Annotated in this window: 12 protein-coding genes; all 12 read right to left on the reverse strand. The window is 29.0% G+C overall.

The window, feature by feature from the left end; translation table 11 throughout:
• Positions 1–32: 32 nt before the first annotated feature.
• Complete coding sequence (locus CLLI_RS13670) at positions 33–1,289, reverse strand: oligosaccharide flippase family protein (protein WP_106064750.1); 1,257 nt, start codon at positions 1,287–1,289, stop codon at positions 33–35.
• A gap of 134 nt (positions 1,290–1,423) precedes the next feature.
• The gene (locus tag CLLI_RS13675; RefSeq protein ID WP_106064751.1) at positions 1,424–2,641 is read right to left on the reverse strand and encodes a glycosyltransferase family 4 protein; all 1,218 of its coding nucleotides are present in this window, start codon (positions 2,639–2,641) and stop codon (positions 1,424–1,426) included.
• A 33-nt stretch (positions 2,642–2,674) separates the two neighbouring features.
• Positions 2,675–3,736: a non-hydrolyzing UDP-N-acetylglucosamine 2-epimerase gene (wecB, locus tag CLLI_RS13680; protein WP_106064752.1), complete on the reverse strand. Its 1,062-nt coding sequence runs from the start codon at positions 3,734–3,736 to the stop codon at positions 2,675–2,677.
• Positions 3,737–3,758: 22 nt separating this feature from the next.
• Positions 3,759–4,835: a glycosyltransferase gene (locus CLLI_RS13685; RefSeq protein ID WP_106064753.1), complete on the reverse strand. Its 1,077-nt coding sequence runs from the start codon at positions 4,833–4,835 to the stop codon at positions 3,759–3,761.
• Positions 4,836–4,857: 22 nt separating this feature from the next.
• Positions 4,858–5,967, reverse strand: coding sequence for a glycosyltransferase family protein (locus CLLI_RS13690; protein WP_106064754.1), 1,110 nt, complete (start codon positions 5,965–5,967; stop codon positions 4,858–4,860).
• Between the two features lie 20 nt (positions 5,968–5,987).
• Complete coding sequence (locus CLLI_RS13695) at positions 5,988–7,325, reverse strand: O-antigen polymerase (RefSeq protein WP_106064755.1); 1,338 nt, start codon at positions 7,323–7,325, stop codon at positions 5,988–5,990.
• A 36-nt stretch (positions 7,326–7,361) separates the two neighbouring features.
• Positions 7,362–8,480, reverse strand: a complete 1,119-nt coding sequence (locus tag CLLI_RS13700; protein ID WP_106064756.1) for a leucine-rich repeat domain-containing protein — start codon at positions 8,478–8,480, stop codon at positions 7,362–7,364.
• Between the two features lie 37 nt (positions 8,481–8,517).
• A complete protein-coding gene (locus CLLI_RS13705) occupies positions 8,518–9,627 on the reverse strand; it encodes a glycosyltransferase family 4 protein (RefSeq protein WP_170063744.1) in 1,110 nt (369 codons plus the stop codon).
• 81 nt (positions 9,628–9,708) lie between these two features.
• On the reverse strand, positions 9,709–10,449 hold the full coding sequence (locus CLLI_RS13710) for an N-acetyltransferase (protein WP_170063745.1): 741 nt from the start codon (positions 10,447–10,449) through the stop codon (positions 9,709–9,711).
• Between the two features lie 20 nt (positions 10,450–10,469).
• Positions 10,470–11,576, reverse strand: a complete 1,107-nt coding sequence (locus CLLI_RS13715; RefSeq protein WP_106064759.1) for a Gfo/Idh/MocA family protein — start codon at positions 11,574–11,576, stop codon at positions 10,470–10,472.
• 56 nt (positions 11,577–11,632) lie between these two features.
• Positions 11,633–12,949, reverse strand: a complete 1,317-nt coding sequence (locus tag CLLI_RS13720) for a nucleotide sugar dehydrogenase (RefSeq protein WP_106064760.1) — start codon at positions 12,947–12,949, stop codon at positions 11,633–11,635.
• Between the two features lie 107 nt (positions 12,950–13,056).
• A complete protein-coding gene (locus CLLI_RS13725; RefSeq protein ID WP_106064761.1) occupies positions 13,057–14,241 on the reverse strand; it encodes a glycosyltransferase in 1,185 nt (394 codons plus the stop codon).
• Between the last annotated feature and the right edge of the window lie 10 nt (positions 14,242–14,251).

The following is a 14,251-nucleotide window of genomic DNA, read 5'->3' on the forward strand; positions in this document are numbered from 1 at the left end:
CAGGAGGATTTTACTTCACCTGTGGTCTTTAATTATTTTAACTTTTTATGTAAATATATATTTGAAATTAAAGATGATATTATATAAACTGCAACTGTTGCTATAGCTGCACCATTTGAACCCATCTTTTTAATTAATGCTATATCTAATAATATATTTGCAACTCCAGAAATTATAGAATTATAAAAGTTTACTTTAACCTCTTTCATACTAGATAGTATATTGCCTGATGGTATTCTAAAGGTTCCTGAAATAAAATATCCCACCATTAGTATTCTAAATGTAGATAATGAGTCTGCATAACTCTTGGTAAACAGTATATTTATCACTTGAGGAGCAAATATTATTAAAAATATGGTAATAGCAGCATTAAATAAGAATAAATATTTTTGTAAAATATTATATTTTTCTTTTATCCATTTTTTATCATCATACTTTTTTGCAAAATATGGATAAATAAACATTATGATTGAGTTAGGTATAAACACCAAGTTAAAAGGTACTAAAGTTGCTGTTTTATATGATGCTACTATACTTTGATCCTTTATTATTAAACCTACTAAAAAAGTATCCATTAAATATAAAAGTTGAGACATTGAGCTAGTTAAGCAGCATACTATTGAATACTTAAGGAATTCTTTTCTTTCCGCTAATTTAGGATAATCAATATGAACCAACCTCTTTAAATCATCCTTTAACATATATATTCCTAAAAAAATTGATAAAATATAAGAAAGATATCTTCCAATTACTATACCTTTAATATTAAATAAAATTCCTAGAACTAAGTTACCAATAAAAAATAAAAATGTATTAGTAACAGATAATATAGAAAATTCTTTATTTCTCAATTCTGTTCTCAAAAAAGTCTGCATTTCATTAAAAAATATAGTTAGCAAAGGAATAAGTGAAAAATATCCTAATATTTCTGTACTGCCTTTAACAGGCAGCTCAAAAAACAAAGTAAATAGTATTATGCTAATAGCAATTAAACCATTAAATAATATTCCTACCTTTAAAGCATATTTTAAATAGGACAGCTTTTTTTCCTTATCATCTTCCATGCTGCAATATTGAAGTATACCTGATACCATGCCAAGTCCTTCTAAAAGCAAAAACATATTAAGAATATTTTGGGCATAAATGAAACTTCCATATACCTTTTTTTCTAAAATTCTAGTTAATACAATGGTTATACCGAATTGTATTACTTTATTTATAAAATTTGCACTAAAAATCTGGATGAAGCCATGTTTAATTGCAAACTTTAGTGTGTTGCTTTCTTTCATTGTAACCTCCACAATTTAAGATAACTTATAAATAGCTTTTGACAAATCCATTAATGTCAAAAGCTATTCAATGTTACTTTTCTATATATAGGTAAAGTTTAAAACTACAATTTTTTTATCTATATTTGCCATATTTATAGTTCCATCAATATTTTTTCTAGCTTCCTTGCTATAGTTTCTCTAGAATAATTTTTCATAACATATTTTCTGCCATTAGCTCCTAAGGTTTCTCTTAATTCTCTATCTTTATATAACTTTAATACTGCTTCTGCTATTTCTTTTTCATTCTCTGGTTCCACAACTATTCCAGCTTTAGCATTATTTATAAGCTTTTCTGCTTCTCCTTCTACTGCTAATACTATTGGCAGCTCTGAAGATAATGCCTCAAACATTTTTGACGGAAGAGCTCCTTTAAATAAATCCAATTTTTTTAAAGGTATTACCGTAGCATCCATTGAAGCTATTATCCTAGGCATTTTAGGTTTTGGTTGAACAGGTAAGAATAAAACATTTTCAAGTTTTCTTTTTCTTACCATATCCATAAGCATTTTCTTTTCCGGTCCATCTCCTACAAAAACAAACTGAATACCCTTTTCATCTCTTAATATGTCAGCAGCCTTTATAATCACTTCAAGACCTTGGGCAATTCCATGAATACCAGCATAACAAACAGCAAATTTATCTTCTATATTAATTTCTTTTCTAAAACTTTCATCTCTATTTTCTTTTTTAAAGAACCCTGTATCCACACCATTGGTTATTAAATGTACTTTATCTTTTCCAAATCCTCTTTGCACAATATTATCAACTATACCTTGTGTTTGACCAGTAACCGCAGCGGCTTTTCTATAACAAAATTCTTCTAACCAAGTTGACATGATTATAAGCAATTTATTATGTAATACACCTAGTTTAATAGCTGATTCAGGCCATAAATCTGACACATTAAATATGAACTTAGCACCTATTTTCTTTGAAATTACATATCCTGACCATCCTAAAAATAGTGGTGGGGATTCAGTAATCACCACATCTTGTTTTCCAACCTGCTTCATGCCTTGAAGTACAGAGGAGAAAGTAAAGGAAAGATAATTTTTCAACCTTTTTGTAAAAGATTTTTCCTTTGTGGCATATATACCAGTTCTTATTATTTTAATTCCATCTAATTCTTCTTTAACAAGCTTCTTTCCTTTGTACTCATCAAATATTTCACCTTTAGGATAATTAGGCATTGCAGTTAATATAGTAACTTCATGTCCAAACTTTTTTAACTGCTTTGCAAACTCAAAAATTCTGTTTTGAGGTGCCCCCACTTCTGGTGGACAATATTGCGTTAAAAATAATATCCTCATTATTTCACCTCGTGTAACTTTGCTTAAATATAATTATTTTATTGCTTCCTTTATTACTTTTAATATTTTTTCTCCTGCTTTGCCATCACCAAAAATATTTTCTTGTTCTCTATTAGGAACAAAATTCATTATTGCACTTAATATTTTTTCTTTATCTGTCCCAACAATAGTATTCCAACCATTTTGTACAGTTTCTACCCATTCTGTTTCATCCCTCATGGTTATACATGGCTTTTTCATGAAGAAGGCTTCCTTTTGTACTCCACCGCTATCTGTAACAATTTTTTCTGCATGCATTTCCAAACTTATCATATCTAAATATCCAATAGGTTCAATTACCTTAACATTGTTATTAAAGCTTAATCCATAGCTATCTATATATTTTTTTGTTCTAGGATGAAGTGGCAATACTATAGTCTTATTACTTTCGTTTAAAGCCTGAATAATATTTCTTAATCTATTTATATCATTTGTATTTTCAGCTCTATGTATGGTAGTTAATATGTACTTGTTTTCTATTAAATTTAATTCATTTACTATATTTGATTTTTTCTTTGCCAGCTCTTTAAAGTCTAATACAGCATCAAACATTACATCTCCCACATTATGAACAGAATTTTTTATTCCTTCATTTTTCAAATTAACAACAGCTGTTTCTGTTGGAGGAAATAATATACTGGATATATGGTCTGTTAAAATTCTATTTTGCTCTTCTGGCATATTCATATTAAAACTTCTAAGTCCAGCTTCCACATGAGCAACAGGTATTAATAGTTTACTAGCAGCTAAAGCTCCAGCCAAAGTTGAGTTAGTATCTCCATATACTAAAACTAAATCAGGCTTTTCTTTTAAATATATTTTTTCCAATTCTATCAGCATAGTTCCTGTTTGCTGACCATGATTTCCTGATCCAATTCCCATATTATAGTCAGGTTTAGGTATATTTAGTTCATCAAAGAATACCTTAGACATATTTTCATCATAATGTTGTCCTGTATGTACTAATATTTCTTCAAATTCCTTTCTGATAATATTAGAAACCGCTGCCGCCTTTATAAATTGAGGTCTTGCTCCAATTACTGTAATAATCTTCATTTCCTATTCCTCCATTTGCATTTTAAGATAATAGTTTTTTATAGATTTGATTTACTTTTTCAAAGTTTTTTTCTATATTATAATTTTCTTCTACAAACCTTCTTCCATTATCGCCCATTTCCCTTCTTAATTTAGGATCCTCAATTAATTTTTCTAAAGCTGCACATAAGCCCTTCACATCTTCTCTTTCTATTAATAAGCTGCTTACTCCAGGATTTGTTGCTTCAGGTAATCCACCTACATTGGAAGCTATAACAGGTACTCCGCAGGCTTGTGCCTCAACAGCTGCAACTCCAAAACTTTCTACTAAGGATGGAAACACTGCTATATCGTATCTATTTAACGCTTCCACTACTTCTCTAGCTGTCAGTCTCCCTAAAAACTGCACATCCTCAAATATATTTAAGTCCTTGGCCATATTCTCCAAATTATGTCTTTGAGAACCTTCTCCACCTATTTCTAGCTTTATATTACTATATTTTTTTCTCAACTCTCCAAAAGCTTTTATTAAATATTCTATTCCGTACTTGGTTTCTAATGATTTTACCGTGCCAATTATTATTTTATCTTTATCCTTAACTACATTAGTCATCGGTTTAAAAAAATCTATGTCAACCCCGAAAGGTGTTATTTCTATGTCCCTATTTATGTATTTTTTAGTTTCTTCTCCCATAACCTTGCTAGTAGATAAAATAGTGTCACATTTAGATAAATTATACTTTAAGACATATTTGGATATTAAACCTTTCTTAGGGAACTCATAAACATCACTTCCCCATACAGATATAATAAAAGGATGAAACTTAGTTAGAGCGCCTAATAAGCCATAACTAGAAGCATAATGAGAATGTAATATATCAGGATTTATTTCTTTAACTAATTTTTTAACTTTATTTATCTGAAATAAATACTTGAATTTATATATGAAGCCATTACTTTGTATTTTTTTTAAATCTAAATTAAGGCTATGAACCTTAACACCTTCGATTGTTCCATCAGTTAAACTTATTACATGAATCTCATAACCCTTAGCTTTAAAAAAGTTACACCATTTTTTTGTATGAACACTATTTATATCCGCTAAGTAACAAATTCTCATTTAATATCCTCCAAACAATTATTTATATAGATAAATCCTTCTCCACCTGATTTGCTCTAGCCTTCCAAGTATTGTCCTTTATTATTGCTTTAATATTTTTTATCTTATTATCCAAACATAATTTATTATCATATATTTTATCAAATAAATTTAACAGCTCTTCCGTAGAATAATCTAATTCCCATCCTATATCATACTTCTTAACAAAATCTCCTGTAGCAGTATTCGAAGTAGATATTATTGGCTTTGCATAACCTAAATATTGAAATAACTTAACAGGCATTGAAAATTTTCTATATTCATTAGGTTCAAAAAAGAGGCTAAATAAATCTGCTTCTTCAAAATAAGGTATTAATTCGTCCCCTGATTTGTGTACTATGTTTATTCTATCACATAAATACTTTTCATATATATGCTTTTCATTTTCCCACTCATTTTTTCTACAACAAACCGTTAGCTCCACATATTTCTTTTCTTTTACAGCTTGAAATAATTTTTGAATATTATATAATTTACTAATTCCTCCCACATAAAATATCTTTAAAATATTTTTATTATCAATATTTATATTGTTTAATTCACTAACTTTATCTATTTCAGTGGCAGGTGGTAATTCTGCAACGTTCCCAGTAAAATCAAAAGGAATATATTCATACATTTTCATTGATGGCAAATACAAAACATCAACAAATTTATTATACATTTTCAAATCATATTTATAGCATGCTACAGCTGGATATCTTTTATGAAATGGTACTCTATTTTTATATTCATCAAATACCCAGTATATATCCCTATAAAACAGTCCTATTTTAAGTCCATTTTTTTTACAAAATTTAAAAAAATTAAAATCCAAAAATGCATATTTTGGTATATGATTCTTCTCAGTTAAAATAGTTGGTTCTGTTGAACTCTCTGAATATACAAAGCTATATTTTACCCCATTTGCTATATTATCTTTTATTTTTTTAATTGCACCTTTTCTTTCTTTTCCATAACCCATAATTACATCTACATCATATCCAATATCCTTAAAAGCTTTCATAAATTCTATAGGCCTAATATTGGATCCCGATGGGAACTTTTCATCTATATAAAATGGAAAATGAATTATGCATCTCTTCTTATCCACATTTATGCACTCCTAAGAATTTATTTTGCTATCCTTTTAAAAAGATTAATTATTATATTCATAGCCAGAAGTAATAAAAATACACTTATTACTGTGGAATTATAGATAAAATCTGTAAATCCAGCCTGACTCATAGTTCCAAAAGTTAATATGATGCTAACAAAGAAACCTATATTTATAGGTGTTTTTTTCATTTTCAAGAATAATATAAACACCAACTGGCATACTATTCCTACATATATAGGTGCTATAATAGTACCTATCATTCCAAAATTCGCATAGGCTTCTCCTATGAATATAGTATTCATTACACCTGCTACTCCATTAAAAACACCTTCTGGGTTATAAAAATCCATAACTATTTTACCTGAACGCACATAAGTTTCATTAGAACCCAATAAGTGTAAAATGGTAGGATATAAACTTTTCCCATGTAAAAATGGCAGGAATGCTGGGAATAAATCCACATGTAAAAACAAAGTAGCTACTTGGGTATAAAAAATTCTTCCTAGAGGGCCACTATATATGTGAAGTCCTGAATTAAAATAATATCCTATTTTAAGGTACATAACCACTATAACAGCAATACTTGCAATGAATACTTTTATCAAGTTTTTTTTGCTTATACCCTTACTGGTTATTATAAGTAAAAATACAAATCCAAATATATAAAAGGCCAAAGGTGATTTAGAATAGTTGTAAGTTTTTACAAATACAGTACATACAAACATAATTAAAAATAGAATTATCCATTTAGCTTTCTTAGTATTTTTAGCATATACAAAAGTAATATATGAAAGTATAGGCGTAAAATTCATAGCTATAATATTTTTTATATATTGATTTCCTGGGAAATTATTGGTTAATTCTATTCTCTTAGTCATAAATCTATGAGGATCATTATGCAAGACTAAGTCTATAAAGGGTACATAACCAATTTTTATAAACATATAAATTACAGAAAATATACATATAATACATACTGTAAGCACAGTAATAAACTCATATTTTTCGTCTATTACTTCAATATTCTTTTTTAAATAATCATTATAACTTTTACCAATATCAACCTTAATTAGTTTAGCTGTTAAATACATTACCAATGGAAACATAATAGCAGTATAAGCTACCATGTAATATGTCTTATCTATGGTTGAGGGATTTAATATTTTCTCAACTAGATAATGTTTTCTTAATCCTAAAAATATTAAGCTAGCACCTATGTATGTTTGAACTATAAATAAATAAAATATATATGAAATCATATTTAATTTATTTGGTGCTAATGTACCACTAGCTTTTTTAAACAAAAATATACTTATGGCTAAAACTATTAAAACAATAAATAAATTTACCACTTATTTAATACACCATCCTTAACAGTATTATAGAATTTAATTATTATAATACTTCTTTTTTATCAAATAAGACTTTGTATCCAAATCTGCCTTTTTCAGTATTTTAATATTTTTCAAACAACTTCTATCAACAGCTTTATCCATATATAATTCTTCTAATACAGGCATACCTTCAACCACATTAGCTTGTTTAATATCATTTTCCATAATATTAAATATTACCAAATCCTTTAAATTGTTAAGAGATGATACATCCTTAATTAAGTTATCCTTTAAATCCAATTCTGATAAAGCAGTTAAATTATTTATTGCAGATACATCTTTAATTTTATTATTATTTAAATATAGCTTTGTTAGGGTTTTTAAAGATTTAATATCTTCAATACTAGAAATTCCGTTGTCCTCTAAAATCAATTGATCTATATACTTTAAACTCTCCAATGGTTTTAAATCTGATATGTTATTTTCGCTAGCATCTAAGTAGCTTAACTTAGGAAAATTCTTTACCACAGAAAAATCATTTATTTTAACATCCCGCATAGACAATATTTCTAGCTCAGACATACCATTTATTACAGATAAATCACCTAATCCATTATAGCTAATATCTAACTTTTTCATTTTAGTTTTTCCTTTTATAGGGGTTAAATCGTATATATTATTACTGCTAATATTTAATTCTTCTAATTTAGTTAAATTCTTTAATGGAGATATATCATTTATCTTATTTATCCCTATATTTAAAGCTTTTAAATTGGTTAGTTTTCCAATTGGGGAGATATCTTCAATATCATTATTTTTTAAACTCAGCGTTTCTATGTTCTTTAAGTCTTCTATTCCTGACAAATCGCTAATATTTAAAGATCTGCCATCTAATATTTTAATTTTTTCCACATCTTTCGTGTAAATATAACCCATTGTTTTCCCAGTAGCATTTCGTACTAGTTCTTCTAGATTTTTATCTTTAAAATTTACAGTACCAACTTTATAATTTTTTCTACAGTAATAATTAACAACAGAAGGAGTAGAAATTGCTAATACAACCAAAATAACTATTCCTATAGCTATTTTATTAACTATATTTTTATATTCTTTTTTGTTATTATTTTTAAAATTCGTATAGTTCTCTATACACTTACTAAATTTTTTAATCATTTAAAATTAGCTCCTCCGTTTATAATAATCATGTGTATTATTTCAACTTAATTAACTCATTATACTTGTCTATTAATTTTAAGCTCTCTGCCTCCCATGAATATTCTGTTTGAATTAATTTTTTACCGTTTTCACCCATATTTTTAGCTGCATCCTTATTATTAATTAAGAACTCTATTTTTTCAGCTACATCCTTTGGATTTGTTGGGTCTGCAAATATAGCACATTCACCAAATATTTCCTTCCAATATTGAAAATTTGACATTACCATAGGTATACCACAAGCCATATATTCAAAAGGTTTATTAGGCAATGCTTTAATATGGTTACTTTCAGGCAAAAAATTAACTATGCCTATGTCAGAGTTTTTCATATGTTCATATACCACGTCAATCTTTAAAAATCCCATCCATTTAGTATATTTCCATCCTTTTAAACTTTCACATTCTTTTTTAAAGCCTTCATTTTCCCATTGACCAAAAAGCCTTAATTCAATCTTATCCTGCAAAATATATGCTGCCTCTATTAATTCTTTAATACCTCTTATTCTTGTAAGCCCGCCAGCATATATAACTATTGGTTTTTCATTAGCAGTTTCTTTTTTTGAAACTTTCTTAATAATATTAGTTATAGGCAAGTTTCTTATAGTAATAGTCTTATTTTCAGGAAATTTTCTAGCTATCTCAGGGGTAGCTGCTACAATTTCATCAAATACTCTAACTGATAGTTTTTCAATTATGTTGTATAAAAAAGATGTTACCTGTCTAAAAGGCTTTATTCCTAACCATTCCTTACTTAATATTTGCTGAGGTACATCCTCATGCACATCGTATACTACAGTTTTCCCCATAAGTTTTAATATTAGTCCCATAAATATAAATTCAGGGTCATGAAAATGATACACTTTAGCATTTATTTTAATTGCCTTAAACAAAGCAATCCATACTTTAATAAAAATTCTGCAAAACCTATTTTTAATGTAAGGTAGAGGAACTATATTTACTCCATCCACATTGCATCTTTCTTTACTATTTACAACATAATAAACTTCAAAACCATTTTGAGCTAAAGTCTTACATTCTTTATAAAAAATTCTTATATCCCTTTCAGAATGCACTGTAGAAATGTGACATACTTTAACTGACATTAATAAACCTCCATTCAGCTTAAAAGCGCGCCAAAAATACATCATTTTAATAAAAGCCTTACTGTATTTTGTCAAATTTAATTATTGGTTCTTTAAAAGTTGATCCTCTGGTACATTTCTTAAATGCTTAGCTGGATTTCCCACTACTATACTTTCTTTTTTTACATCCTTTGTAACTACACTTCCTGCAGCTGCAAAACCATCTTCTTCTATAGTTTTGCCTGGAAGAACAACTGCTCCTGCTCCTATTCTTCCACCTGTTTTTACAGTTACACCTTTAAAGTGATTAAATCTTTCTTTGGATCTAGCTGCATAATTATCATTGGAAGTTACAACGCAAGGGGCTATGAAAACATAATCTCCCACTTCAGAATAAGCAGTTAAATAAACATTTGTTTGTATTTTACAATTAGAGCCTACCTTACAGTAGTTTTCTATAGTAGCGCCTTTTCCTATTATTGTTCTTTCTCCTATAGTTACATCCTCTCTAACTACTGCTAGGTCTGCAATTAAGGTTTTATTTCCTATATTAGAACCTGCATATATAATTACTCCTGCTCCTATTAAACATTCATCTTGTATTTTTGCTGGAGGCAATTTTTTATCATCTTTAAATATGCTATTTACTGATCTCATGGGTTGTTTCCCTATAACAGTATTATCATCTATTCTAACATTACTGCCTACTACAGTGCCTTTATGTATAACTACATTATTAGCGATGATGCAGTTATCACCGATAACTACATCATCTTCTATTACAGCAAATCTTCCAATACTAACATTATCACCAATCTTAGCTTTTTCAGATATATAATTCATAATTATTCTCCTTTTATCTACTATTTATGAATTTTATCTACATTAACCATATCCATAGTAGAGAAGTTTTCTAATGGGAATTTAACAGGTTCACCAGTAAGCCTTGACTTGTATGCAGCAAGTATTATAGCCATACCCTTTTTACCTTCTTCTCCATTTATTAAAGGCTCTCTATTATTTTCTATGGCATCTATCATATCTTTGAAAAGATTTGTATGTCCAAATCCATAAACTGTATCTGGATCTTCTCCCTGCGCCTTTAAAATCTCTTCCTCGTTATCTTTGCCATCAGCAAATCTCCATGTCTCAATTTTATTTACCGCAAGTCCACCTATGGATACAGCTCCATTTTCTCCAAATATACTTAGAGTTTCTTCTAAATTTTTAGGATATACACAAGCACTTCCTTCAACAATACCAATAGAACCATTTTTGAATCTTATAATTATGGCTCCAAAATCTTCTGCTTCTATGTCTCTTAAAAAAGTATCGCATTGAGCATATACTGTATCTACTTCTCCACCCATCATCCATTGTAATAGATCTATATTGTGTATACACTGATTCATTAAGGTTCCGCCGTCTAATTTCCATGTTCCTCTCCATGGAGCCTGATGATAGTATCCCATATTTCTATTCCAAAGTATTCTTGCTGTACCATTAATAAGCCTTCCAAACCTATTCTCTTCTATAGATTTTCTTAGTTTTTGTATTGGGTCATTAAATCTATTTTGATGACTTACACATAATTTAACATTATTATCTTTAGCACATTTGATCATTTCATCTGCATCTTTTATTGATAAAGCCATTGGTTTTTCAACTATGACATGCTTTCCTTTATTCATGCAGTACATAGCTATTTCTGGATGATATCCACTTTCAGTAGCTATAGTTATTACATCTATGTCCTCTTTTTCTAACATTTCCTTATAGTCAGTGTAAACACCAACATCTAATGCATTTTCCATCTTTTCTATGTATTCATTTTTCTTTGCTTCAGCCTTTTCCTTAACAATATCGCAAGTAGCTACTAATAAAGCTTCTTCATTATTACCAACTAAAGCTTCTATATGCTTATATGAAATTCTTCCACAACCTATAATTGCAAATCTTAACTTTTTCACAAAAATCACCTCATAATTTTATTATAGGATAAGCCAGAATGGCTTATCCTTCAAAATTAAAGTTTATATATTTTTTCCCTATTGTTTTTAACTTCTTTTGTAGCATTTCTTGTATCATAAATTAGCTTTGCTTTTTCAGCTAACTCTTCGTAATCTATGCTACTATGGCTAGTAGTAATAACTACTATATCACTTTCACCTACTACTTCTTTCCAGTCTACTGTAAAGTATTTCTTTCCCTTATGTTCAAATTCAGGAATATATGGGTCACAAATCATAACATTTGCACCATTCTTCTCTAAATGTTCTATTACTTTTAGTGCTGGAGATTCTCTCATATCATCTATATCGTTTTTATAGGCTACACCCATAAGTAATACCTTGGCACCATTCATAGCCTTCTTTTCTTTATTTAATAACTTCATTACATTATCAACAACATATTCTGGCATCTGATCATTAATTCTACCAGAAGTCTGAATTAAGCTTGTATGGAAGTCATATTCTTTTGCTTTCCACTCTAAGTAGAATGGATCTAGAGGTATACAGTGTCCACCAATACCTGGACCTGGGTAAAATGCCATAAATCCATAAGGCTTAGTTTTTGCTGCATCTATTACTTCCCAAACATCTATATTCATCTTATTACATAATACAGCTATTTCATTTGCTAGTGCTATATTTATGTTTCTAAAAGTATTTTCAAGTATTTTTTCCATTTCTGCAACAGCTGGTGATGATACTGTGTGTATTTCTCCTTTTAATACATTCTTATATAATGCAGCTGCAACTTCTGTACACTCTGGAGTGCATCCTCCTACTACCTTTGGTGTATTTTTAGTTTTGTACTGCTTATTACCTGGGTCAACCCTTTCCGGTGAAAATGCTAAAAAGAAATCTTCTCCACATTTAAGCCCAGTTTCTTCAAGTATTGGTTTTAATACTTCTTCTGTAGTTCCTGGATATGTTGTGCTTTCCAAAACTACTAACATACCCCTGTGTAAGTATTTTGCAACACTTCTAGTTGAATTTACCACATAAGATAAATCTGGTTGCTTATATATATCAAGTGGAGTTGGAACTGCTATACAAACAGCATCTACTTCTTCTGCAAAGCTAAAATCAGTAGTAGCTTTTAGCAAGCCCTTTCCTACTATTGTCTTTAGATCTGTATCTACCACATCTCCTATATAATTATGTCCTTTATTTACCATTTCTACTTTTTGCTCTTGAACATCGAATCCTATAACTTTATATCCAGCCTTAGCTTTTTCTACTGCTAGCGGTAATCCTACATAGCCAAGTCCTACTACTCCAAGCTTTGCTGTTTTATTCTCCAATTTTTTTATTAATTCATCTCTTATTTGTGACATTGTTTTAACCTCCTAGGTTTTAGATTTACACCACATAAAATTATACACTTTGTTAATATGGCGGTCAAACTTTTTTATATTTAATTTAAAATTTTATAACAATATTTTTATTTTATTAAAGAATCATAAATAGAAATAACCTTCTTTGCATTTATATCCCAAGTAAAATTTTCTTCAACAGTTTTTTTACCTATTTCCCCTATTTCTATTCTTTTTTTCTCGTTGCTTATGAGAAAATCCAAAGTCTTGGTTAAATCCCCCACATCTTCTCTCTGCACTAGAAAGCCATTATATCCATGTATTATTGCATCTTCTATTCCTTCGCCTTTAACTCCTATAACTGTTTTACCCTGAGACATAGCTTCAATATATACAACTCCAAATCCTTCACTATAGCTTGGTAGGGAAAATATATCACAGGAAGCCATATGCCGCATTACTATATCATGTTCTAATTTACCTAAAAACTTCACATTTCCCTTTAAGCCTAAATTATTAACAAGACTTACAAGCCTAGGCTTTTCAGGGCCTTCACCTATTATTTCATATTCAATATCAGGATATTTTGCTATAAGTTTAGCAATTGCTTTAATGTTTATATCTACACCCTTTGTTTTTATTAAATTAGATACACTTAATATTTTAATTGTATGTTTCTTTTCTTTTTTATCCTTACATTGATTATGTAAATAGGTTTTATCTATACCATTATTAACAACTTCTATTTTAGAGTAAAAGCTTTCATCCTTAACTAATCTTTGTAATTTACTGCTTACAGTTATTATTTTATCTACTCTGTCTAATACTTTGAATAATGCTTTTCTACATTTTTCATTCTTATTTAAAGTATTTTGAAAATCTTGACCATGTATAGTCACCACATGGGGAACATTATATTTTTCATTTACTAACATAGCACCATATCCATCAGGTAGGGCTACATTGGAATGGATTATTTCAAATTTAAAATTTCTATATATATCCTCTATAGTTTTCTTTATGCCAAGCCCCATAAAAACACCGGATTTATGAAATAAATATCCTTTAGGAAATTCAACATATCTGGGATAATATATTTCTATTGAATCCATATTTACCTTATAGGGAATTTCAGAATAAGCTCTCCACTTATGGTTAATCCTATTTATAGGGAAAGCTGCCCAAGGAACAGGGCTTACCACCTTAACTTCGCATCCTTGCTCTATAAGAGCTTTAACCTGCTGATGAATGAAAATTCCAGACATACTATTAAAAGTTGATGGATACATATGAGAAATCACTAAAACTTTCATATTTTACACC

Source organism: Clostridium liquoris (genome assembly GCF_002995785.1).
In the GTDB taxonomy this organism is placed as follows: domain Bacteria; phylum Bacillota; class Clostridia; order Clostridiales; family Clostridiaceae; genus Clostridium_AO; species Clostridium_AO liquoris.